25 protein-coding genes are annotated in these 22,585 nt (G+C 74.8%); 21 read left to right on the plus strand and 4 right to left on the minus strand.

All coding sequences use genetic code 11. From position 1 onward, the window contains the following. The first annotated feature begins 65 nt into the window (after positions 1-65). A complete protein-coding gene (locus ACFRQN_RS07830) occupies positions 66-1,058 on the plus strand; it encodes a PP2C family protein-serine/threonine phosphatase (protein WP_380739063.1) in 993 nt (330 codons plus the stop codon). Between the two features lie 7 nt (positions 1,059-1,065). Here ACFRQN_RS07830 and ACFRQN_RS07835 read toward each other — a convergent pair whose 3' ends face one another. After that, entirely contained in the window at positions 1,066-1,806 is a 741-nt protein-coding gene (locus ACFRQN_RS07835) for an MgtC/SapB family protein (protein ID WP_380739065.1), read from the minus strand. Between the two features lie 197 nt (positions 1,807-2,003). After that, entirely contained in the window at positions 2,004-2,936 is a 933-nt protein-coding gene (locus ACFRQN_RS07840; protein ID WP_380739067.1) for an MBL fold metallo-hydrolase, read from the minus strand. 150 nt (positions 2,937-3,086) lie between these two features. On the opposite strand from ACFRQN_RS07840, the gene ACFRQN_RS07845 reads away from it, so the two are divergent. The 5 genes from ACFRQN_RS07845 to ACFRQN_RS07865 all read left to right on the plus strand — a co-directional run bounded on the left by ACFRQN_RS07845 (position 3,087) and on the right by ACFRQN_RS07865 (position 6,386). Further along, a complete protein-coding gene (locus ACFRQN_RS07845; protein WP_380739069.1) occupies positions 3,087-3,296 on the plus strand; it encodes a hypothetical protein in 210 nt (69 codons plus the stop codon). After that, positions 3,283-4,674: an amidase gene (locus tag ACFRQN_RS07850; protein ID WP_380739071.1), complete on the plus strand. Its 1,392-nt coding sequence runs from the start codon at positions 3,283-3,285 to the stop codon at positions 4,672-4,674. Before ACFRQN_RS07845 ends, ACFRQN_RS07850 begins: the two co-directional genes overlap by 14 nt. 48 nt (positions 4,675-4,722) lie before the next feature. After that, the gene (locus ACFRQN_RS07855) at positions 4,723-5,292 is read left to right on the plus strand and encodes a TetR/AcrR family transcriptional regulator (protein ID WP_380739073.1); all 570 of its coding nucleotides are present in this window, start codon (positions 4,723-4,725) and stop codon (positions 5,290-5,292) included. 184 nt (positions 5,293-5,476) lie between these two features. After that, positions 5,477-6,031: a hypothetical protein gene (locus ACFRQN_RS07860; RefSeq protein ID WP_380739075.1), complete on the plus strand. Its 555-nt coding sequence runs from the start codon at positions 5,477-5,479 to the stop codon at positions 6,029-6,031. A gap of 232 nt (positions 6,032-6,263) precedes the next feature. Further along, entirely contained in the window at positions 6,264-6,386 is a 123-nt protein-coding gene (locus ACFRQN_RS07865) for a hypothetical protein (protein ID WP_380739077.1), read from the plus strand. Between the two features lie 143 nt (positions 6,387-6,529). Here the strand turns inward: ACFRQN_RS07865 and ACFRQN_RS07870 are convergent, their stop codons facing one another. Further along, a complete protein-coding gene (locus tag ACFRQN_RS07870; RefSeq protein ID WP_375873125.1) occupies positions 6,530-6,985 on the minus strand; it encodes a hypothetical protein in 456 nt (151 codons plus the stop codon). An 85-nt stretch (positions 6,986-7,070) separates the two neighbouring features. Beyond that, on the minus strand, positions 7,071-7,502 hold the full coding sequence (locus ACFRQN_RS07875) for a GNAT family N-acetyltransferase (RefSeq protein WP_380739079.1): 432 nt from the start codon (positions 7,500-7,502) through the stop codon (positions 7,071-7,073). A gap of 147 nt (positions 7,503-7,649) precedes the next feature. Here ACFRQN_RS07875 and ACFRQN_RS07880 point away from each other — a divergent pair, with 147 nt between their 5' ends. The 15 genes from ACFRQN_RS07880 to hypE all read left to right on the plus strand — a co-directional run bounded on the left by ACFRQN_RS07880 (position 7,650) and on the right by hypE (position 22,526). After that, a complete protein-coding gene (locus ACFRQN_RS07880) occupies positions 7,650-9,338 on the plus strand; it encodes an enoyl-CoA hydratase-related protein (RefSeq protein ID WP_074002683.1) in 1,689 nt (562 codons plus the stop codon). 132 nt (positions 9,339-9,470) lie between these two features. Next, positions 9,471-10,562 (plus strand): hydrogenase expression protein HypE, encoded by a 1,092-nt coding sequence (locus ACFRQN_RS07885; RefSeq protein WP_380739081.1) that lies wholly within the window; start codon positions 9,471-9,473, stop codon positions 10,560-10,562. A 157-nt stretch (positions 10,563-10,719) separates the two neighbouring features. Further along, complete coding sequence (locus ACFRQN_RS07890) at positions 10,720-12,507, plus strand: nickel-dependent hydrogenase large subunit (protein ID WP_049652594.1); 1,788 nt, start codon at positions 10,720-10,722, stop codon at positions 12,505-12,507. Continuing rightward, the gene (locus ACFRQN_RS07895) at positions 12,504-12,977 is read left to right on the plus strand and encodes a thioredoxin (protein ID WP_380739083.1); all 474 of its coding nucleotides are present in this window, start codon (positions 12,504-12,506) and stop codon (positions 12,975-12,977) included. The genes ACFRQN_RS07890 and ACFRQN_RS07895 overlap by 4 nt, the downstream gene beginning before the upstream one ends. Next, positions 12,974-13,621, plus strand: a complete 648-nt coding sequence (locus tag ACFRQN_RS07900; protein ID WP_234348427.1) for a DUF5947 family protein — start codon at positions 12,974-12,976, stop codon at positions 13,619-13,621. The genes ACFRQN_RS07895 and ACFRQN_RS07900 overlap by 4 nt, the downstream gene beginning before the upstream one ends. Next, positions 13,618-14,262, plus strand: coding sequence for a DUF6084 family protein (locus ACFRQN_RS07905; RefSeq protein WP_074002682.1), 645 nt, complete (start codon positions 13,618-13,620; stop codon positions 14,260-14,262). The genes ACFRQN_RS07900 and ACFRQN_RS07905 overlap by 4 nt, the downstream gene beginning before the upstream one ends. Then, positions 14,259-15,686: a hypothetical protein gene (locus ACFRQN_RS07910; protein WP_380739086.1), complete on the plus strand. Its 1,428-nt coding sequence runs from the start codon at positions 14,259-14,261 to the stop codon at positions 15,684-15,686. The genes ACFRQN_RS07905 and ACFRQN_RS07910 overlap by 4 nt, the downstream gene beginning before the upstream one ends. Then, positions 15,683-16,204, plus strand: a complete 522-nt coding sequence (locus ACFRQN_RS07915) for a hydrogenase maturation protease (protein WP_074002680.1) — start codon at positions 15,683-15,685, stop codon at positions 16,202-16,204. Before ACFRQN_RS07910 ends, ACFRQN_RS07915 begins: the two co-directional genes overlap by 4 nt. Then, positions 16,198-16,302, plus strand: a complete 105-nt coding sequence (locus ACFRQN_RS07920; protein ID WP_375873132.1) for a DUF6893 family small protein — start codon at positions 16,198-16,200, stop codon at positions 16,300-16,302. Before ACFRQN_RS07915 ends, ACFRQN_RS07920 begins: the two co-directional genes overlap by 7 nt. Positions 16,303-16,418: 116 nt before the next feature. Next, entirely contained in the window at positions 16,419-16,775 is a 357-nt protein-coding gene (gene hypA / locus ACFRQN_RS07925) for a hydrogenase maturation nickel metallochaperone HypA (protein ID WP_380739089.1), read from the plus strand. A 31-nt stretch (positions 16,776-16,806) separates the two neighbouring features. Then, positions 16,807-17,598 (plus strand): hydrogenase nickel incorporation protein HypB, encoded by a 792-nt coding sequence (gene hypB, locus ACFRQN_RS07930; RefSeq protein ID WP_380739091.1) that lies wholly within the window; start codon positions 16,807-16,809, stop codon positions 17,596-17,598. Beyond that, the gene (hypF, locus tag ACFRQN_RS07935) at positions 17,595-19,943 is read left to right on the plus strand and encodes a carbamoyltransferase HypF (RefSeq protein WP_380739093.1); all 2,349 of its coding nucleotides are present in this window, start codon (positions 17,595-17,597) and stop codon (positions 19,941-19,943) included. Before hypB ends, hypF begins: the two co-directional genes overlap by 4 nt. 6 nt (positions 19,944-19,949) lie before the next feature. Continuing rightward, positions 19,950-20,255, plus strand: coding sequence for a HypC/HybG/HupF family hydrogenase formation chaperone (locus tag ACFRQN_RS07940; RefSeq protein ID WP_074002677.1), 306 nt, complete (start codon positions 19,950-19,952; stop codon positions 20,253-20,255). Continuing rightward, positions 20,252-21,421 carry a hydrogenase formation protein HypD gene (hypD, locus tag ACFRQN_RS07945; RefSeq protein ID WP_380739095.1) on the plus strand — a complete coding sequence of 390 codons (1,170 nt, stop codon included), beginning with the start codon at positions 20,252-20,254 and terminating at the stop codon, positions 21,419-21,421. Before ACFRQN_RS07940 ends, hypD begins: the two co-directional genes overlap by 4 nt. Positions 21,422-21,428: 7 nt before the next feature. Beyond that, positions 21,429-22,526, plus strand: a complete 1,098-nt coding sequence (gene hypE, locus ACFRQN_RS07950) for a hydrogenase expression/formation protein HypE (protein ID WP_380739103.1) — start codon at positions 21,429-21,431, stop codon at positions 22,524-22,526. The last annotated feature ends 59 nt before the right edge of the window (positions 22,527-22,585 follow it).

Here is a 22,585-nt window from a genome sequence, read left to right on the forward strand (position 1 = left end):
TCCCATTTGTTTATGTGTCGGGGGGGTTGGTTTTTTTTTAAAACAGCCTGGACTGGTGGCGGGGTTTGGCCCGGGGGGGGCCCGCGGGGATCGGGGGGCCGGCGCCCACCACGCTGTTCGCCCTCCTCGCCGTCGTCGCCTACCCGGCCCTGGACAGCATCTGGAGCAAGTCCCAGGGGATCGAGGACTTCCTGCTGGTGATCGCGGGGGCCGCCGTCTCGGTGCCGATCAGCATCTTCCGCGCCCGGGCCGCCGCCTACGTCCACCACCTCCAGGGCACGGCCGAGACCACCCGGCAGGTGGTGCTGCGCCCGGTGCCGCCGGGCTGGGGCGGGGTGGACTCGGCGGCGCGCTACCTGGCCGCGGACGTCGAGGCCCGGGTCGGCGGCGACTTCTACGACGTGCTGGCCACCCCGTTCGGGGCGCGGGTCATCCTCGGCGACGTCCAGGGCAAGGGCCTGCCGGCCGTCTCCGCGGCGGCGGCCCTGGTCGGCTGTTTCCGGGAGGCCGCCTTCCACGAGGCCGACCTGGCCACCGTCGCGTCCTGGCTGGAGGAGCGGCTGCACCGGCAGAACCTGCTGGCGGAGCGGCTGGGGGAGCAGGAGGAGCGGTTCGCCACGGCGGTGGTCGTCTGGTTCCCGGCCGACGCGCCGGGGGAGGTGGAGGTGGTCAACTTCGGCCACGACAGCCCCCACGTCCTCGGGCCCGCGGGGGTGCGCCAGCTGCCGCCGGGCAACGGCGCACCGCTCGGGCTGGCCCAGCTGGCCGGCGGGCTGCCGGAGGTCCGGCGGCTGAGCCTGGGCCCGGAGGAGACGGTCCTGATCGTCTCGGACGGGGTGACCGAGGCCCGCGACCGGACGGGCGCCTTCTTCGCCCTGCGCGACCACCTGGAGCGCCTGGCCGCCCGGCCCGGGGCGGTCGACCCCGGGCGCCTGGTCGACGAGGTGGCGGCCGAGGTCCTCCGGCACACCGGCGGCCGGCTGACGGACGACACCGCCCTGCTCGCCGTCCGGACGCCCCCGGTGGCGCCGGCGGTGCCGGCCGGGTCGGCGGACTGAGCCGGCCTCAGTCCTCGGCGTGGCTGACCGCGCAGGTCAGGACGCCCGGGAGGCGGGCCAGTTCGGCGGTGAGGGCGGACAGGTCCCCGCGGCCGTGCACGGTGAGGTGCACCTCCGCGATCCGCTCGTCGACCCCGCCGCCGCCCTCGTCGGGCGGCCCGGCCCGGTCCACGGTCGCCAGTTCGGCCACGGCGAACCCCGCGGCGGTGATCCGGGCGAGCAGCAGCCGCAGCAGGCCGTTGCCCTTGGTGTAGGTGACGTGGCAGCTGACCGGGCGGGTGCGCAGCCTCGGCAGCCGGTGGGTGAGCGGCCGCAGCACGTAGCCGACGAAGAAGTAGGCGGCGGTGGCCGCGGTGGCGAGCAGCGGCAGTCCGGCGGCGGCCGCCGTGCCGATCGCGGCGGTCAGCCAGACGGTGGCGGCCGTGGTCAGCCCCCGGATCGAGCCGCGCTGGACGAAGATCACCCCGGCGCCGATGAAGCCGAGTCCGGAGACGATCTGGGCGGCCATCCTGGACGGGTCCAGGGTGACCACGCCGGACTGGACCACGTCGCTGAAGCCGTACTTGCTCACCAGGGTGAAGAGCGCGGCCCCGAGACCGACGACGGTGTACGTGCGCAGTCCGGCGGCCTTCTGTCTGATCTCCCGTTCCAGGCCGATCGCGCTGGCCAGGACCAGGGCGATGGCGAAGTCGGTGAAGTGGACCCATCCTTGCCCGAAGGGCTCGACGAACGCTTCCAGCGTCCTCAACTCCTCCTGCCGTCTCAATCGTCCCGCCCGCCCCCGGGAGGGCGGGCACCGATCCCGGTTCGGCGAAGCGGGTGCCGTCGAGCCTACGGTTCATCAGACGATCGGACCGGCGCTCGGATGGGCCGACTTGACGGTCAGGGGGTCGAGCGGAGGCGAACCGACGGCGCGCCGGCTCGGCGGCCCCGCCCGGTGCGCACTCACCGCGCTCCGTCGGCGCCGACGGGCGGGCCGCTCTCCCCGGCCGTCGGGGGTACGGGCCGCAGCCGGTAGGCCTCCCCGTCGGCGAGGACATGGCCGGCGGTGGGCGGGGCGAAGTGGGTGCCGAGCAGCAGGGTGTCGGTACCGGCGAGGGAGGCGAGCAGTTCCCGGCGGGTGGCGGCGGACCGCCGGGGGTCGATGTCGACGCAGGCGCCGATGGCGGGGTGGGCGAGCTGCACGGGGTGGTGGAGGCAGTCGCCGGTGATCAGCGCCGTCCGGCCCCGGCTGGTCAGTTCGACGGCGACGTGCCCCGGGGTGTGGCCGGGGGTGGGGAGCAGGCGCAGGCCGGGGACGATCCGCAGGCCCTCGGCCGGGACGTCGACCAGGTCCAGCAGGCCGGCCCGCTCGACCGGGAGCACCGAGTCGCGGAACAGCTGGGCGCGCGCCTCGTCCATGGGGTACCCGGCCCAGAACTCCCGCTCGGCGCGGGTGGTGAGGTAGCGCGCGCCGGGGAAGGTGGGCTCCCACGCGCCGTCCACCTGCCGGGTGTTCCAGCCGACGTGGTCGGCGTGCAGGTGGGTGAGGACCACCAGGTCGACGGAGTCCGGCGGGAAGCCGGCGGCGGCCAGGCGCTCGGGGTAGTCGGTGCGCAGGTCGTGCCAGGCCGGGTTGGCCCGCTGCTTGCCGTTGCCGATGCCGGTGTCGACGAGGACGCGCAGCCCGTCCACGACGACGGCGAAGCTGTGGCTGTCCAGGCGCAGCACGCCGTCGGCGTCGGCGAAGTCGGGGCGCAGCCAGTCCTGGCCGGCCACCAGTTCGGGGGTGGCGTCGGGCAGCAGCCACGGCCCGGTGGCGGGCGGCAGCGGGACTTCGTCGACGCGGTGGACGGTGAGGTCGCCGACCGTCCAGGAGGGGGTAGGGGTGTTCGGCATGGGGCGGTTCCTCCGCTGCAAAAGCCATTCGTTTGCGTTAACGCGACCATAGAACCTACAGTCTCGCTAACGCAAACCCTTAGCTTTTGGCGGGGATGCCTCGTGGTGCCCCGCACCACCCCCGCCACGCCCACGATCAGGAGCGCATCCATGTCCAATGCGGAGCTCACCCCGCCCGAGGCGGCCCGCCGGGCCGCCGGGGCCGGGCTCGACCTGCCGGCCGACCGGCACGCCGCGGTGGCGGCCACCGCCGGGCACATCCGGTCCGTCGTCGCCGTCCTGCGGGAGCTGGACCTCGGGGACACCCCGCCCGCCGCCGCCTTCCGTGCGGAAGGGGGGCGCGCCGATGCAGCCGTATGAGCTGACCATCGCCGCCGCCTCGGCGCGGATCCGGGAGCGGCGGCTGTCCCCCGTCGAGCTGGTCGACTCCGTCCTCGGCCGCATCGACCGGGTCGAGCCGCACCTCGGCGCGTACGTCGCCGTCGCCGCCGAACAGGCCCGGGACGCGGCGCGCGAGGCCGAGCGGGAGATCGCCCGGGGCCGGTACCGGGGGCCGCTGCACGGCGTCCCGGTCGGGCTCAAGGACCTGATCGACGTCGCCGGATCGCCCACCACCGCGAGCTCCCGGGTCCGGGACGGCCACCGCGCGGCCGCCGACAGCACCGTCGCCGCCCGGCTGCGGGCCGCCGGCGCGGTCCTGGCCGGCAAGACCCACACCCACGAGTTCGCCTACGGCCTGACCACCCCGCAGACCGCCAACGCCTGGGACCGCGAGCGGGTCGCCGGAGGCTCCAGCGGCGGGTCCGCCGTCGCGGTGGCCGCCGGGGCGGCGACCTTCGCCCTCGGTACCGACACCGGCGGCTCGATCCGGGTGCCCGCCGCGCTGAACGGGGTGGTCGGCCTCAAGCCGACCTACGGGCTGGTGCCCCGCCACGGCGTCACCCCGCTGTCCTGGTCGCTCGACCACGTCGGCCCGATCACCCGCACCGTGGAGGACGCGGCGCTGGTCCTGGCCGCCCTCGCCGGGCACGACCCGCGCGACCCCGCCTCGGTGGCCGCCCCCGCCGTCGACTACCGGCCGGAGCGGGAGCCGGACCTGACGGGCGTGCGGGTCGGCGTGCCGGTCAACCACTACGTCGACCACGTCGACCCGGAGGTGGCGGCCGCCGTCCGCCACGCCGTCGCGCGGCTGGAGGCGCTCGGTGCCCGGCCCGTCGAGGTGGAGGTCCCGCTGGCCCGCTACCTCCTGCCCACCCTGTGGGGCCTGGTGGCGCCGGAGGCCTCCGCCTACCACGCCCGCACCCTGCGCACCGTCCCCGAGCTGTACCAGGCGGACGTCCGGGTCCTGCTGGAGGCCGGCGAGCTGATCGACGCGGGCGACCACCTGCGCGCCCAGCGCGCCCGGACGCTGATCCGCGACGCGTGGGCACGGGTCCTGGAGGAGGTCGACGTGATCGCCGCTCCGACGGTGCCGACCACGGCGGTCCGGGCCGGTCAGGAGACGGTCACCTGGCCGGACGGCACCTCCGAGGGCGTCGCCGACGCCTACGTCCGGCTCTGCGCCCCGGCCAACGTCACCGGCGTGCCCGCCCTGACCGTCCCGGCCGGCCACGACGCGGCGGGCCTGCCGATCGGCCTGCAACTGCTCGGGCGGCCCTTCGACGAGCGCACGCTGCTGCGGGTGGGCCACGCCTACGAGCGCACGCAGCCCGCGCGGGCGCTCGCGCCGGTGGTCTGACCGGGCCCGGCCCGCCTTAACGCAAAGGCGACGCTTTAAGATGGCGGTATGAGTCCTCGCCAGATGGCCCGCCCGGGCGGGCGCAGCGCCCGCGTCCAGGAGGCGGTGCACACCGCGGTCCGCGAGCTGCTCGCGGAGGTGGGCCGCGAGGCGCTCACCGTGCCGATGGTCGCCCAGCGGGCCGGTGTCACCCCGTCCACGGTCTACCGCCGCTGGGGCGACCTCGCCGAGCTGCTGTCGGACGTCGCGGTGGAGCGGCTGCGCCCGGACACCGAACCGGAGGACCACGGCGGCCTGCGCGCCGACCTCACCGCCTGGGCCGAACAGTTCCTCGACGAGATGGCCTCCGCCTCCGGCCGCGCCTACGTCCGCGACGCCCTCCTCGGCGACCCGGACGGCGGCAACGCCGGCCAGTGCTCGGCCTACGCCGCCGACCAGCTCGGCCTCGTCCTCGCCCGGGCCCGCGCCCGCGGCGAGGACACCCCCGAGGTCGAGACCGCCATGGACCGCCTCGTCGCCCCCCTGATGTACCGCATCCTCTTCCGCCCCTCCGGCCTCACCCCCGCCTACGCCCGCCACCTGGTCACCGACCTCCTCGGCACCCCGGACGGGGCGTAGGGCCCGCCGACGGGCAGGGTCCGGCGCGGTGTGCCCGGCCCGTCCGCTGTGCCCGCCGGGGCGCGGACGGGTCCGGGCGGCCGCCGCGATCCGTCACGCCGTCCTCGCACGCCTCCCGGGCGGAGGCGCTCCGTGGCACCGTCAGTGTGCAAAGCAGTTCGGGGTTCCCTCGTCGGAGGTTCGCATGAACGCTGTTCCGTCCCGAGTCGTGTTCTCCCGCCTGGCCGCCACGGCCGGGGCCGTGGCGCTGGCCGGCGGGCTCCTCCTCGTCCCGGCGAGCGCGCCGGCCCGTGCCCAGGGGGTGGTGGACGTGCAGTGCACCGGCACGTTCACCGACGAGTTCACCCCCGCGCTGACCAACCAGCCGCAGAACGTCACCATCGCGACCCAGAACTCCTACGCGACGTGCGTGACCGGCCTCCCCGGGTCGAGCTCGGTCACCAACAGCGAGCCCGGCGAGACCTGCCTCAACGTGCTCCACACCCTCACCCCGTTCGACGAGACCATCACCTGGAGCGACCAGACCACGAGCACCGTGCACTGGGCCTCCGTGGAGGACACCGGCGGCGCCGCCACCTTCACCGGCACCGTCACCGCCGGCCGCTACCTGGGCGATGCCGCCGTGAAGGCCACGGAGGCCGCCGACATCACCGGGACCAACCCCGAACTGTGCCCGGTCGGGGGCGGCACCATCACCGGAGCCAGTGGCCCCGCCGACCTGACCCTGACCTCGGTGTGACGAAGTCCGGACCCGTCCGGCCCGTGGTCCGTCGGAGGTGTCCGACGGGCCGCGGGCCGGGGAGCGTCGGCGGCAACGCGTCCGAAATTCTGAAATGACATCAAGTCGCCGATGCCATCGACAGGTTGGCCTCGACAGGGCAGCCCTGGTCCACCGAGGGCGATAGCCCGGTGACGGTTGGTCATGGCAGGATCGGCGCGGGTCGACACCGTGTCGACCGGAAGGAGGAGACATGGCCGAGGACAGCAAGGCGAAGCCGTCCGGCTCGTACGCGGGCACCGAGATCACGATCGAGGGCGAGGAGCACATCATCATCCGGGAGGACGAGGTCCCGGTGGCCACCGACACCGAGTGACGAGCCCACGCTTCGGTGCGGGAGAAGGGCCCGCCGGTCGCCACCGGAGGGCCCTTTCTGCTGCGCCGCCGCAGGGCGTAGGCGCGCCCTCCGCCGTCTCCGGGCCGGATGAAACCGGCCCGGCGGACGGCCGAAGCGGCCGCCTACGGCTGCGGGGGCCCCGCGAGGATGATCGGCCAGTCGCCGTCGGGGCCGAGGAGGTCGTCGAGCGGGGCGTCCGGCGGGCCGAGGAGGACGGCGGCGCCTTCGGCGAGCCGCTCGGCCACGTCCGGGGCGACGGCGGTCTCGGCGCGCAGCACGAGGACGGCCGTCGGGTCGGCGGCCGAGCGGAGCGGGAAGCCGGCCGGGTCGATCTCCGCCCGTTCCAGGACGGCCGGGTGGACGGCGACGGCGACGGTCAGCAGGCCCCCGTCGTAGCTGTGTTCGGCCCAGCCGTCGGTCTGCACCAGGTAGAGGACCTCGTCGCCCTCGTAGCAGTGCCCGCCGAGGCGCTCCAGGGCCTGTTCCCCCGGGGTGCCGTCGGGGTCGACGACCAGGGCGGCCGCCGGGGTGTCCGGCTCGTCGGGGTCGAGGCCGGAACGGACGTGGAGTCGGGCCATCGGGGTGCCTCCGGGGTCGTGCGGGCGGGCGGCGGGTCGGGCACCAGTACACACCGCGCCACCGACAGTCCGGGCCGTCGGGCCGTCAGCGCCCGCCCATCAGGCGGTACATGCCGATCGAGTCGTGGGCGGCGGTGTCCGCGAAGCCGAACTTCTCGTAGAGGAAGCGCGCGGGGCCGTCCGCGATCAGCGAGACGTACGCGGTGGCGGGTGCCCGGCGCTCCAGTTCCCCGGTGAGGGCGGCCATGATGCGCTTGCCGAGGCCGTGGCCCTGGTGCGCGGGGTGGACGCAGATGTCGGTGACCTGGAACGCGGTGCCGCCGTCGCCGATGATCCGCCCCATGCCGACGGGCTCGCCCTCGTGGTGGAGGACCACGCCGTACCAGGTGTTGGGGAGGGCGAGCGCGACCGCCTCGGGGGCCTTGTCGGAGAGGCCGGCGTCGGTGCGCAGACGGCGGAAGACCTCGACGGTGGGCACGCCGGGACGGATCTCGTAAGGGTCACGGTTCGGATTCATGCCTTACATGCTACCCGCTCGGCCCCGCCGCCCGGCTCCGGCCGCTCGGGTGAACGCGCGGCGCGACATACCGGACGGGACGGGGCGTCACGGGGGCGGAAGCGATGATCGCCGGGTTCCCGGAACCCCACCCCGTCGGAGTCGTACATGCGGATTCTTCTCCTCGCCAGCGCGTTCAACAGCCTCAGCCAGCGGCTGCACGCCGAACTGCGCGACCGGCTCCACACCGTGGACGTCCAACTGGCCGGTGACGACGAGGAGTTGCTCGACGCGGTGCACCGCCTGAAACCCGACCTGGTGCTCGCGCCGATGCTGCGCACGGCGATCCCGCGCGAGCTCTGGTCACAGCTCACCTGCCTGGTCGTCCACCCCGGCCCGCCGGGCGACCGCGGCCCGTCCTCCCTCGACCGGGCCGTCCAGGAGGGCCGCACCGACTGGGGCGTCACGGTGCTGCAGGCCGAGGCGGAGCTGGACGCCGGGCCGGTCTGGGCCTGGGCGCCCTGCCGGCTGCCCGGGTACGGCAAGAGCGACCTGTACCGCAACGAGGTCGCCGACGCGGCGGTGGCGGCCGCGCTGCTCGCCGTCGAACGCTTCGCCTCCGGCGGGTACGCGCCGGAGCCGCAGTCCGGCCCCGGCTGGAGCGGCACCGTACGGACCCGGCCCGCGCTGCGCCAGGAGGAGCGCCGGATCGACTGGGCGGCCGACCCCACCGAGGCGGTGCTGCGCAGGCTCCGCGCGGCGGACTCGCGCCCCGGGGTGCTCGACGAGCTGTGCGGCGGCGCCTGGTACCTGCACGGCGGGCACCGCGAGCCGGTGCTGCGCGGCCGCCCGGGCGAGCTGATCGCCACCCGGGCCGGCGCCGTCTGCCGGGCCACCTCGGACGGCGCGGTCTGGATCCCCGAGCTCCGCCGCCGCACCCCCGGCGGCCCGGCGGGCGTCAAGCTCCCGGCGGCCACGGCCCTCGGCGGGCTGCTGCCGGCGCTGCCGGAGGTGGCGGCGCCGCTGATGCCGGGGGAGGGGGACGGCCCGGTCTGGTCGGACCTGCGCTACCGCGAGGACGGCCCGGTGGGCTTCCTGCGCTTCTCCTTCCCGGGCGGCGCGATGTCCACCGGCCACTGCCGCCGGCTGCTGGCCGCGTACCGTTTCGCCGCGGCCCGTCCGACCTCGGTGCTGGTGCTCGGCGGCGGCCGGGACTTCTTCTCCAACGGCATCCACCTCAACGTGATCGAGGCCGCGCCGGACCCGGCCGTCGAGTCCTGGGACAACATCACCGCGATGGACGAGCTGGTCGACGCGGTGCTCACCACCACCGACCGGCTGGTGGTCGCCGCCGTCGGCGGCAACGCGGCGGCCGGCGGGGTGATGCTGGCCCTGGCGGCGGACGAGGTGTGGTGCCGCGCCGGCTCCGTCCTCAACCCCCACTACCGGCTGATGGGGCTGCACGGCTCGGAGTACTGGACGTACACCCTGCCGCGCAGGGTCGGCGCGGCGGCGGCCGAGCGGCTGACCCGCCAGGCGCTCCCGGTCTCCGCGGCGACGGCCGAGCGTATCGGCCTGGTCGACCGGGTGCTGGCCTGCGGGCCCGAGGAGTTCGGGCCGTCCGCGGCCCACCTGGCCGGGCTGCTCGCCGCCTCGCCCACCGCCCAGCAGCGGATCGCGGCGAAGAAGGCCGCGCGCGAGGCCGACGAGCGGACGAAGCCGCTCGACGCGTACCGGGAGGAGGAGCTCGCGGTGATGCACCGGCAGTTCTTCACACCCGAATCGCCGTATCACGCGCTGCGTTCCGCGTTCGTCCACAAGCGCCCGGTGCCGACGGGGCCCGCCGCGCGAGCGTGACCCGAACGGCCCCGCCGGGCTTGCCTCCCCGGGCGCCGGCTCCCGCCGCGCGGACCGGCGCCCGGCCCGGACCGTTGCTAAGACTGGCTTCGAGCCATTCCCTCCGGCTCCCATCCCCGAGGAGGCATCCTCATGGGTGCTGCAACAGCTCCAACCGCTTCGACGGCCGGGACGGCCGAGGCTGCCGCGAAGCCCGACACCGACGCGGTGCACATCCTCTGGATCAACGCGGGCCTCAGCTGCGACGGCGACTCCGTCTCGCTGACCGCCGCGATGCAGCCGAGCATCGAGGAGATCGTCACCGGCGCGCTGCCCGGCCTGCCCAAGGTCGCCGTGCACTGGCCGCTGATCGACTTCGAGTGCGGCCCGGTCCAGGGCGCGGACAACTTCGTCGAGTGGTTCTTCAAGGCCGAGCGCGGCGAGATCGAGCCGTTCGTGCTGGTCGTCGAGGGGTCCATCCCCAACGAGAAGATCAAGAAGGAGGGCTACTGGTGCGGCTTCGGCGACGACCCCGCCACCGGCCAGCCCATCACCACCAGCGAGTGGCTGGACCGGCTCGCCCCGAAGGCGACCGCCGTGGTGGCGATCGGCACCTGTGCCACGTACGGCGGCATCCACGCGATGGCCGGCAACCCGACCGGCGCGATGGGCGTGCCGGACTACCTGGGCTGGGACTGGAAGTCCAAGGCCGGACTGCCGATCGTCTGCGTGCCCGGCTGCCCGATCCAGCCCGACAACTTCGCCGAGACCCTCACCTACCTGCTGTACCAGCTGGCCGGCTCCGCGCCGATGATCCCGCTCGACGACAAGCTGCGGCCCGCCTGGCTGTTCGGCGCCACCGTGCACGAGGGCTGCGACCGCGGCGGCTACTACGAGCAGGGGCAGTTCGCCACCGACTACGGCACGCCCGAGTGCCTCGTCCGGCTCGGCTGCTGGGGCCCGGTCGTCAAGTGCAACGTCACCAAGCGCGGCTGGACCAACGGCATCGGCGGCTGCCCGAACGTGGGCGGCATCTGCATCGCCTGCACCATGCCGGGCTTCCCGGACAAGTTCATGCCCTTCATGGACCCGCCGCCCGGCTCGCACGTCTCCACCGCCGCCAGCAGCGCGTACGGCTCGGTGATCCGCAGGCTGCGCGCGATCACCCAGAGCACCCTCGACAAGGAACCCAAGTGGCGCCGCACCGGCAGCCGCCTGACCACGGGCTACCGCCCGCCCTGGTGACGCCGCGGGGCCGCACACCGCCCGGTGTGCGGCCGCCGCCTTCCCCCGCCCCGTCCGCCGGGATCCCCTCCGCGGAGACCCCGCTCCCACGCCCCCCATCCGCACGGCCCCCGCTCGCCGAGGCCCCGCTCCCAGAGACAAGGACACGACAGACACGATGGCAACACCGACCACCAGGGCGGCCGGCGACGGCAGCGGCCTGACCGAGATGTCCTGGGACCCGATCACCCGGATCGTGGGCAGCCTGGGCATCCACACGAAGATCGACTTCAAGCAGAAGCGGGTCGCGGAGTGTTACAGCACCTCCTCGGTCTTCCGCGGCTACAGCGTCTTCATGCGCGGCAAGGACCCGCGCGACGCCCACTTCATCACCAGCCGGATCTGCGGGATCTGCGGCGACAACCACGCCACCTGCTCCGTCTACACGCAGAACATGGCGTACGGGGTGAAGCCCCCGCACCTGGGGGAGTGGATCATCAACCTCGGTGAGGCCGCCGAGTACATGTTCGACCACAACATCTTCCAGGAGAACCTGGTCGGGGTCGACTACTGCGAGCGGATGGTCCGCGAGACCAACCCCGGCGTGCTGGAGCTCGCCGAGCGCACCGAGGCCCCGCACGCCGGCGACCACGGCTACAAGACGATCGCCGACATCATGCGCTCGCTCAACCCGATCGAGGGCGAGTTCTACCGCGAGGCGCTCCAGGTCAGCCGGTACACCCGGGAGATGTTCTGCCTGATGGAGGGCCGCCACGTGCACCCCTCCACGCTCTACCCGGGCGGCGTCGGCACCGTCGCGACGGTGCAGCTGTTCACCGACTACCTGACCCGGCTGATGCGCTACGTCGAGTTCATGAAGAAGGTCGTGCCGCTGCACGACGACCTCTTCGACTTCTTCTACCAGGCCCTGCCCGGCTACGAGGAGGTCGGCCGGCGCCGGGTCCTGCTCGGGTGCTGGGGCAGCCTCAACGACCCGGACCACTGCGACTTCACGTACCGCAACATGACGGACTGGGGCCGGCGGATGTTCGTCACCCCCGGTGTCGTGGTGGACGGCAAGCTCGTCACCAACGACCTGACCGAGATCAACCTCGGCATCCGCATCCTGCTCGGCAGCTCCTACTACGAGGACTGGCAGGGCAAAGAGCTGTTCGTCACCCACGACCCGCTCGGCAACCCCGTCGACCCCCGGCACCCCTGGAACCAGCACACCATCCCGCAGCCGCAGAAGCGGAACTTCGACGACAAGTACAGCTGGGTGATGTCCCCGCGCTGGTTCGACGGCAAGGACCACCTCGCCCTCGACACCGGCGGCGGCCCGATCGCCCGGCTGTGGTCCACCGCGCTGTCCGGGCTGGTCGACATCGGCTACGTCAAGGCCACCGGCCACAGCGTGCAGATCAACCTGCCCCGCTCGATGACCAAGCCCGAGGTCACCTTCGAGTGGAAGATCCCGCAGTGGAGCAACGCCATCGAGCGCAACCGCGCCCGCACCTACTTCCAGGCGTACGCGGCCGCCGCCGCCCTGCACTTCGCCGAGAAGGCGCTCGACGAGGTCCGCGCCGGGCGCAGCCAGACCTGGGAGCGCTTCGAGGTGCCGGACGAGTCGATCGGCTGCGGCTTCACCGAGGCCGTGCGCGGCGTGCTCTCGCACCACATGGTGATCCGCGACGGCAAGATCGCCAACTACCACCCGTACCCGCCCACCCCGTGGAACGCCAGCGTCCGGGACAGCTACGGCACGCCCGGCCCGTACGAGGACGCGGTGCAGAACACCCCGATCTTCGAGGAGAACCCGCCGGACACCTTCAAGGGCATCGACATCATGCGCGCGGTCCGCAGCTTCGACCCCTGTCTGCCCTGCGGCGTGCACATGTACGTCGGCGGCGGGCGCACCGTGCAGACCATGCACGTGCCCACCGGCCTGAGCGGGCTCACCGCATGACGGCCGAGCAGACCGGGCTGCGGATCCAGCAGGCCCTGGACGCGCTGGCCGACAGCGGCGCCGACGCCGAGCGGGCCGGCGAGCAACTGGTCCGCGACCTCATGGAGTTCTACGGCCAGGGCCTGGCCCGGCTGGTGCCGGCGCTGCCCCCGCCCGCCCTGGACCGGATGCTGGACGACCCGGTCGTGGCCGGGCTGCTGCTCCTGCACGACCTGCACCCCGAGGACCTCCCCGCCCGGATCGAGCGGGCGCTCGCGGCCCTGCCCGAGCGGGTCGAGGCGGCCGGCTTCGACCCGGCCACCGGCGTCCTGCGGCTGCGCCGCACGGCCACCGGCTGCGGCTGCGGCGAACAGGAGGCGCAAACCGTCCTCGCCTGCCACGCGCCCGAGGTGACGGCCGTGGAACTGGAACGCGCCCCGCAGCTGCTCCAGATCGGCACCCGCCCGCCGCAGCCCGCGGAGGCGCGATGAACACCCGCCGGATCTCCCGCGACGGGACCGCCCTGCTGCACCGGCTGCGCGAACCGGCGCCGCCGCGCCCCGAGCAGTGCGCGTTCTGCGGCCGGGACCTGCCCGGCGGCCACCGCCACCTGGTGGACGTCGAGGACCGCGCCCTGGCCTGCGCCTGCACCGCCTGCGGCCTGCTGTTCCAGCAGCCGGGCGCGGCCGGCGGCCGCTACCGCACCGTGCCGGACCGCTACCTCGCCGACCCGGAAAGGGAGTTGGACCAGCAGGCCTGGTCGGTGCTGGGCATCCCGGTGGGCACCGCCTTCCTGTTCCGCAGCACCGTGATGGACCAGCTGCTGGCCTTCTACCCCGGCCCGGCCGGCGCCACCGAGAGCGAACTGGACGAGCAGGCCTGGCAGCGCGCCCTCGGCGGCAGCCGGCTGGCCGCCGCCCTGGAACCCGACGTGGAGGCGCTGCTGGTGCGCCGCACCGAGGAGCGCGTGGCGTGCTTCCTGGTGCCGATCGACATCTGCTACGAGCTGGTCGGCCGGCTGCGGCGGTGCTGGCACGGCTTCGACGGCGGCGCCGAGGCGCGGGCCGAACTCGACGCGTTCTTCGCGCGCCTGGCCGACCGGGCCCGCCCGCTGCCCGCGGAGGTGACGGCGTGACGGCGCTCGGCTTCGCCTGCACCGGCGTGCGGTCCGACCCGTACGCGGCCGGGCCGACCCTGGTCTTCCGGCTGCGGATCACGGCCCCGGCCGACACCCGGGTGCACGCCCTCGCCCTCCAGTGCCAGCTGCGGATCGAACCGGTCCGCCGGCCGTACGGCGAGGCCGAGGGCGGGCGGCTGGCCGACCTGTTCGGCGGACGGGAGCGCTGGGCGACCACGCTCAACCCGATCCAGTTCGCCACCGTGCCGCTGCTCGTCCCCGGCTTCACCGGCGGGACCGAGATCGACCTCGCGGTGCCGTGCACCTACGACCAGGACGTCGCTTCGGCCCGCTACTTCCGGGCACTGGACGGCGGCGAGGTGCCGCTGCTGCTGCTCTTCTCCGGCACCGCCTTCGCCGGCCCCGGCGGCTTCCAGGTCAGCCCGGTGCCCTGGGACCGGGAGGCCCGGGTGCGGATGCCGGTGCGGGTCTGGCGGGAGGCGATCGACCGGCACTTCCCCGGCAGCGGCTGGCTGCGGCTGCCGGAGGACGCCATGGCCGAGCTGCTGGCCTACCGCTCGCGGCGGGCCCTGCCCTCCTGGGAGGCGACGGTGCGCGAGCTGCTCACGGCCGCGGCGATCGGGGAGGGGGCCCGGTGAGCGGCCTCCCGGAGCGGATCGAACGCGGCTTCGCGGCCGCCCGGCAGATCGCCGACGCGGTGCTGTTGGAGGGCTACGTGCTCTACCCGTACCGCGCCTCGGCGGCCAAGAACCGGCTGCGCTGGCAGTTCGGCGTCCTGGTGCCGCCCGAGTACACCGCGCAGGGCGGCGAGCACTCCCACCAGCGCACCGAGTGCCTGATGGAGGCGCGCGACGGGGACCGGCTGGCGGTCGAGCTGCGCTTCCTACGGGTCCAGCGGCGCACCGTCGAACAGGCCACCGCCGCCGGTTTCGAGTCCGTGGAGCGGCTGGAGCTGGCCGACCGGGACCTCGTCGAATGGGACGAGGGCGTCGAGGAGCGGATCGAACTCCTGGTACCGGTCGAGGAGTTGGCCGGTGAGGGGGTGCAGCGGCCGTTCCGGCTGCCGGGCGTCGGCGAGACCGGGCTGGTGCACGAGCGGGACGCCGTCGTCGGCCGGGTGATACGGCGCCGCGAGCAGGTCGACGGGCTGCTCTGGCTGCGGGCCGAGGAGCTGCCCGGCCCGTACCGGGCGCAGCGGCTGACCGTGGAGGTGGAGAACAGCTCCGCCTGGCGGCCGTCCCGGCACGCCACCCGCGACCAGGCGCTGCCGCGCTCGCTGGTCTCCGCGCACCTGCTGCTCGGGCTGGAGCACGGCCGCTTCCTGTCCGTCACCGACCCGCCCGAGTGGGCCCGCCCGGCCGTCGAGCGGTGCCGCAACGAGCGCACCTGGCCGGTGCTGGCCGGGCCGGAGGGCGAGCGCGGGGTGGTGCTGTCCTCGCCGATCATCCTGGAGGACCACCCGCGGATCGCCCCGGAGAGCCTCGGCACCCTGTACGACGCCACCGAGATCGACGAGATCCTGGCGCTGCGGACGGCGGCCCTGACCGAGGAGGAGAAGCGCGAGGCCCGCGGCACCGACGACCGGGCCGGCGCGGTGATCGACCTGGCCGAGTCCATGCCGCCCGAGGTGCTGGACCGGCTGCACGGCGCGATCCGCGGGCTGCGCGAGGCCACCGGCAGCACCGCCCTCGGCCGTCCCGAGCAGCCCTGGTGGGACCCGGGCGACGACCCCGGGGTCGACCCGGAGCGGGACCGGGTGCTGGTCGACGGCCACCAGGTGGGCGCCGGCAGCCGGGTGCTGCTGCGGCCCGGACGGCGGCGCACCGACGCCCAGGACCTCTTCCTGGACGGGCGGACCGGCATCGTGGAGGCGGTGCTGCACGACCTCGACGGATCGGTGCACCTGGCCGTCACGGTGGAGGACGACCCGGGGGCCGACCTGTGGCGGGCCCAGGGGCGCTTCCGCTACTTCCAGCCCGACGAGGTCACGCCGCTGGACGGGACCGCCCCGGTGGACGGGAGCGCTGCGCTGGACGGAGCCGCTCCGGTGGAGGGGCCATGACGGACCGCACGGTGCTGGTCGCCGGGGTGGGCAACATCTTCCTCGGCGACGACGGCTTCGGGGTCGAGACCGTACGGCGGCTGTCCGCCCACCCGCTGCCGGCGGGCGTCGAGGTGGTCGACGTCGGCGTGCGCGGCGTCGACCTGGCCTACCGGCTGCTCGACGGCCACCGCACCGCCGTCCTGGTGGACGCCGTCCACCGGGGCGGGGCGCCCGGCACCCTCTACCTGATCGAGGCGGCCGCCGAACAGCCGCCGGAGCCGCCCGCCCTCGACGGGCACCGGATGGGGCCCGACGCCGTGCTGGCCCTGCTCGCCACGCTCGCCGCCGGCACCGGCGGCGAGCCGCCCGAACGCGTCCTGGTGGTCGGCTGCGAGCCGGCCTCGCTGGAGGAGGGCATCGGGCTCAGCGAGCCCGTCGCCGCCGCCGTGGCGGAGGCGGTGCGAATGGTCCTGCGGGTCGTGGACGAGGCCACGCAGCCGGAGAAGCAGCCGGAGAAGGAGACAACACCATGCTGAGGAAACTGTTCTGCGCGGCCCTGCTGGCCGGGATCGGCGCACTGGTCTGGCAGAACCTGCCGGACCTCAAGCGGTACGTGCGCATCTCCCGGATGTGAGGCGCGCACTGCTGCGAACGGCGCAGCCCCGCGGACGGTGGCGGCGCGGCTGCGGGCCGCCGCCGCCACCTCGCCCTGTAATGGGGCGCGTTGCCGCCCGCTCCGGGAAGGGACCCATGCACGAGATGTCGATCGCCGAAGCCGTCGTCGAGCAGGTGGACATGGCCGCGCGCGAACACGGGGCCCCCGGGGTGGCACGGGTGCGGCTGCGGGTCGGCGAGCTGGCCGGCGTGGTGCCCGAGGCCCTCGACTTCTGCTTCGAACTCGCCTGCGCCGGAACGCTGGTGGCGGGCGCGGCGCTGGACACCGAGTCCGTCGCGGCCCGGGCCCGCTGCGCCCCCTGCGCGGTCGAGTGGGCGGTCGGCATGCCGCCGGACCTCGGCTGCCCGAGCTGCTCCGGCGGTGGCGGCGTGGAGCTGCTGTCCGGCCGCGAGCTGCAGATCCTCGACGTCGAGTGGGCCCGGGAACGCTGACATCCGGGCCGAACCAGAAAGGCTGATGCCGATGTGCCGCACGGTCGACCTCCGTCAGGCGGTCCTCGCCCGCAACGACGACAGCGCCCGCGGACTGCGGGCGGCACTGGCCGCGCGGGGGACGGTCGCGGTGAACCTGCTGTCCAGCCCCGGCAGCGGCAAGACCGCGCTGCTGGAGGCCGAGTTGGGGCTCGCCCGGCGACGCGGGGTGCCCGTCGCCGCGCTGACCGCCGACCTCGCCACCGAGAACGACGCGCGCCGGCTGGCCCGCTCGGGCGCCCCGGTGAAGCAGGTGCTCACCGACGGGCTCTGCCACCTGGAGGCGCGGATGCTCGCCGGGCACCTGGACGGCTGGCTGCCGGACGACTGCCGGCTGCTGTTCGTGGAGAACGTCGGCAACCTGGTCTGCCCGGCCTCCTACGACCTCGGCGAGACGCTGCGGGTGGTGCTGGCCTCGGTGACCGAGGGCGAGGACAAGCCGCTCAAGTACCCGACGGCCTTCGGGCTGGCCAACCTGGTGCTGGTGACGAAGACGGACCTCGCGGCGGCGGCCGAGTTCGACGAGGCGGCGTTCCTGGCCAACGTCCAGCGGGTCAACCCCGGGGTGGAGGTGCTGAACACCTCGGCCCGGACGGGCGAGGGCGTCGGGGCGCTGCTGGACCGGGCGCTCGGCGTCCTGGCCGGGGCGCGGCCGCACCGGCCGGTGATGGCCGCGGCGGCGCCGCACGACCACGGGCACTCTCACGACCACGACCATGGGCACTCTCAGGATCACGACCACGGCCACGACCACGGCCACACCGCCGTGGGGGAGCACGCGTGACGGCCGCCCACCCCGGGCTCGACCGCGAGCGGCGGCGGGTCGCCGTCCGCGGCCTGGTGCAGGGGGTCGGCTTCCGGCCGTTCGTCCACACCCTGGCCGGTGAACTCGGACTGGCCGGCACCGTCACCAACACCGGCGAGGGCGTCCTGGTCGAGGTCGAGGGCAGCCCGGACGCGCTGGACGCCTTCTGCCGGCGGGTGGCCGGCGACGCGCCGCCGCTCGCCCAGGTGCACGCGGTGGAGCACGCGCCGCTCGCCGCCACCGGCGCCACCGGCTTCCGCATCGTCCCCTCCCGCCCCGACGGCGCCCGCGCCACCCTGATCCCGCCCGACACCGCCGTCTGCGCCGACTGCCTGGCCGAACTCGCGGACCCGGCCGACCGCCGCCACCGGCACCCGTTCATCAGCTGCACCAACTGCGGCCCCCGGCACACCATCGTCACCGGCCTGCCGTACGACCGGGCCAACACCACCATGGCCGGCTTCCCGCTGTGCCCGGACTGCGCCCGCGAGTACGCGGACCCCGCCGACCGCCGGTTCCACGCCCAACCCGTCGCCTGCCACGCCTGCGGGCCCAGGCTCGCGCTGACCGTGCCCGGACGCCCCGACCTCGGCGGGGAGCAGGCCCTGGCGGAGGCCCGGCGGCTGCTGGCCGACGGCGCGGTCCTCGCCGTCAAGGGCATCGGCGGCTACCATCTCGCCTGCGACGCGCGCGACGCCGCGGCCGTCGCCCTGCTGCGCCGGCGCAAGCGGCGCGGCCGCAAGCCCTTCGCCGTGATGGCCCGCGACCTCGCCACCGTCGAGGGCCTGCTGCCCGTCGACCCGGTCGAGCGGGAACTGCTCACCGGGCCGGTCCGGCCGATCGTCCTGCTGCGCCGCACCGGCCTGCCGGTGCCCGAGGGCGTGGCCCCGGGCAGCCCCGACCTCGGAGTGATGCTCCCGTACACGCCGCTGCACCACCTGCTGCTCGCCGCCCCCGGGCCGGACCTGCTGGTGATGACCAGCGCCAACCTCTCCGGCGAGCCGATCGTCACCGAGGACCGGGAGGCGCTGGAGCGGCTCGCCCCGCTGGTCGACGGCTGGCTCGGCCACGACCGGCCGATCCACGTGCCCTGCGAGGACTCGGTGGTGCGGGTGGTGGACGGCGAGCAGCTGCCGCTGCGCCGCTCGCGCGGGTACGCCCCGCTGCCGATCCCGCTGCCGGTGCCCGTGCGCCCGGCGCTGGCGGTCGGCGGCGACCTGAAGAACACCTTCGCGCTGGCCCGGGACGGTTACGCCTGGCTGTCCGGCCACATCGGCGACATGGACGACCTGGCCACCCTGCGGGCCTTCGACCGGGCGGTCGAGCAGCTCGGCACGGTCAGCGGCGTCCGGCCCGAACTGCTGGTCGCCGACCGGCACCCCGGCTACCGCTCGCTCCGGCACGCCGAGCGGACCGCCGCCGGCCGGCCGGTGCACCGGGTGCAGCACCACCACGCCCACATCGCCGCGGTGATGGCCGAGCACGGACTGGACGGCAGCCGCCCGGTGCTCGGGGTGGCCTTCGACGGCACCGGCTACGGCGCGGACGGCGCGGTCTGGGGCGGCGAGGTGCTGCTGGCCGACTACGACGGGTTCCGCCGCCTCGCCCACCTCGGGTACGTGCCGCTGCCGGGCGGGGACGCGGCCGTCGAGCGCCCGTACCGGACGGCGCTCGCCCACCTGCGCGCGGCCGGGCTGCCCTGGCTGCCGGAGCTGCCGTCGGTCCGGGCCTGCGGAGCGGCGGAACTCGGCCTGCTGGAACGGCAGTTGGAGCGGCGACTGAACTGCCTGCCGAGCTCCAGTATGGGGCGGCTGTTCGACGCGGTGTCCTCGCTCGCCGGGGTCTGCCACCGGGCCGGGTACGAGGCCCAGGCGGCGATCGAACTGGAGGCGGCGGCCTGCGGGTTCGGCCGCGCTGACGGCCCCGGGGCCGGGCCGACGGCGCGGGTGGACGACGGCTACGCGTTCGGGCTGTCGGCGCGGGCCGGCGGCTGGACCGCCGACCCTGGGCCGGTGCTGGCCGCCGTGGTGGCCGACGTGACCGCGGGCGCCCCCGCGGGCCTGGTCGCCGTCCGCTTCCACCGTGCGGTGGCCGACCTGGTCCGGCGGAGCTGCGCGGCCGTCCGGGACCGGTACGGCATCACCACGGTGGCGCTCAGCGGCGGGGTCTTCGCCAACGCACTGCTCTCCTCGGCCTGCGCGAGCGGCCTCGGGGAGGACGGATTCACGGTACTGCGGCACCGCCGGGTGCCGCCCAACGACGGTGGTCTGGCGCTCGGCCAGCTGATGGTGGCCGCCCGGTCGACGGCCACCCGGGAGGAGTGAGAGCGGATGTGTCTGGCTGTGCCCGGCAGGGTGACGGAGATCGGGGAGCGGGACGGGGCGAGGATGGCGGTGATGGACTTCGGCGGCGTGGTCAAGGACGTGTGCCTGGAGTACCTGCCGGACCTGGCGGTGGGGGACTACGCGATCGTCCACGTGGGCTTCGCGCTGCAGCGCCTGGACGAGGAGTCGGCCCGGCGCACCCTCGCCCTCTTCGAGGAACTCGGGCTGTTGCAGGAGGAGTTCGGCGATCCCTGGGAGGCCGCCGGGGCGGCGGCGGGCTCTGGGACCGAGGCTGAGGAGGCCGGACGGTGAAGTACCTGGAGGAGTTCCGCAACCCCGAGCTGGCCGCCGGGCTGCTCGCCGACATCAGGGCGACGGTCACCCGGCCGTGGGCGCTGATGGAGGTCTGCGGCGGCCAGACGCACAGCATCATCCGGCACGCCATCGACCAACTCCTGCCGGAGGAGGTCGAGTTGATCCACGGGCCGGGCTGCCCGGTGTGCGTCACCCCGCTGGAGACGATCGACCGGGCACTGGCGATCGCGGCCCGGCCGGGGGTGGTCTTCTGCTCCTTCGGCGACATGCTGCGGGTGCCCGGCACCGACCGGGACCTGTTCCGGGTCCGCGGCGAGGGCGGCGACGTCCGGGTGGTGTACTCGCCGCTGGACGCCCTGCGGATCGCCCGGGAGAACCCGGACCGGGAGGTGGTCTTCTTCGGCATCGGCTTCGAGACCACCGCCCCGCCGAACGCCATGGCCGTCCACCTGGCCAGGAAGCAGCGGCTGCGCAACTTCAGCATGCTGGTCTCGCACGTCCGGGTACCGCCCGCGATCGAGGCGATCATGGACTCGCCGGACTGCCGGGTCCAGGGCTTCCTCGCCGCCGGGCACGTGTGCAGCGTGATGGGCACCGCCGAGTACCCGGCGCTGGCCGAACGCCACCGGGTGCCGATCGTCGTCACCGGCTTCGAGCCGCTGGACATCCTGGAGGGCATCCGGCGCACCGTACGGCAGTTGGAGCGCGGCGAGCACACCGTCGACAACGCCTACCCGCGGGCCGTCCGCCCCGAGGGCAACCCGGCGGCCCGCGCCATGCTGGAGGACGTCTTCGAGGTCGCCGACCGTCCCTGGCGGGGCATCGGCGTGATCCCGCGCAGCGGGTGGCGGCTCTCCCCGCGCTACCGCGACCACGACGCCGAGCACCGCTTCGACGTCGGCGGGATCACCACCCGCGAACCCGCCGCCTGCCGCAGCGGCGAGGTGCTGCAGGGGCTGCTGAAGCCCCACCAGTGCGAGGCCTTCGGCACCGTCTGCACACCGCGCACGCCGCTCGGCGCCACGATGGTGTCCAGCGAGGGGGCGTGCGCGGCGTACTACCTGTACCGGCGGCTGGGCGTACCGGGGACGTCCGTCCGGGCCCAGGAGCCGCAGGAACGTCGGGAGCTTCAGGAGCCTCAGGAGGCGGGTCGCGTTGGCTGACACCGAACTGCTCAGCGGGCCCGGCGCCGACCCGGGCACGGACCCGGGCACCGAGCGGCCCGACTTCTCCGGCTGGAGCTGCCCGCTGCCGCTGCGCGACCACCCCCGGGTGGTGATGGGCCACGGCGGCGGCGGGGCGATGTCCGCCGAACTGGTGGAGAACCTGTTCGCGCCGGCCTTCGGCGGCCCCGTGCTCGCCGGGCTCGGCGACTCCGCGGTGCTGGAGCTGGGCGGCGCCCGGCTCGCCTTCTCCACCGACTCCTACGTGGTGCGGCCGCTGTTCTTCCCCGGTGGCTGCATCGGCGACCTCGCCGTCAACGGCACGGTCAACGACCTCGCCATGAGCGGGGCCCGGGCGGCCTACCTGTCCTGCGGCTTCATCCTGGAGGAGGGGGTGGAGATGGCCGTGGTGGACCGGGTCGCCCGGGCGCTCGGCGCCGCCGCCCGTACCGCCGGGGTCGAGATCGCCACCGGGGACACCAAGGTGGTCGAGTCCGGGCACGGGGACGGCATCTACCTGAACACCGCCGGCATCGGGCTCGTCCCGGCCGGGGTCGACATCAGGCCGCAGCGCGCCCGCCCCGGCGACGTGGTGATCGTCAGCGGGCCGATCGGGCTGCACGGGGTCGCGATCATGAGCGTCCGGGAGGGCCTGGAGTTCGGGGTCGAGGTGCGCAGCGACAGCGCGGCGCTCGGCGGCCTGGTCGAGGCGATGATCGCGGCCACCGCCGACCTGCACGTGCTGCGCGACCCCACCCGGGGCGGCCTGGCCGCGGCGCTCAACGAGATCGCCGTCGCGGCCGGGGTGGGCGTGGTGCTCAGCGAACGGGCCGTCCCCGTCCCGGAGCCGGTGGCCAACGCCTGCGCCGTGCTGGGCCTCGACCCGATGTACATCGCCAACGAGGGCCGGCTGGTCGCCTTCGTCCCGCGCCTCTCCGCGGACGCGGTGCTCGCCGCCATGCGCGCCCACCCGCTCGGCGCGGAGGCGGTGGTGATCGGCGAGTGCGTCGCGGAGCACCCGGGGATGGTCGTCGCCCGGACCGGCTTCGGCGGCACCCGGGTGGTCGACCTGCCGATGGGCGAGCAGCTGCCGCGGATCTGCTGAGGGCCCGGACGTACGCCGCCGCCCCGGGAGGCGACTTCCGGGGCGGCGGCGCGCCCGGC

Source organism: Kitasatospora sp. NPDC056800, assembly GCF_042789775.1.
In the GTDB taxonomy this organism is placed as follows: domain Bacteria; phylum Actinomycetota; class Actinomycetes; order Streptomycetales; family Streptomycetaceae; genus Kitasatospora.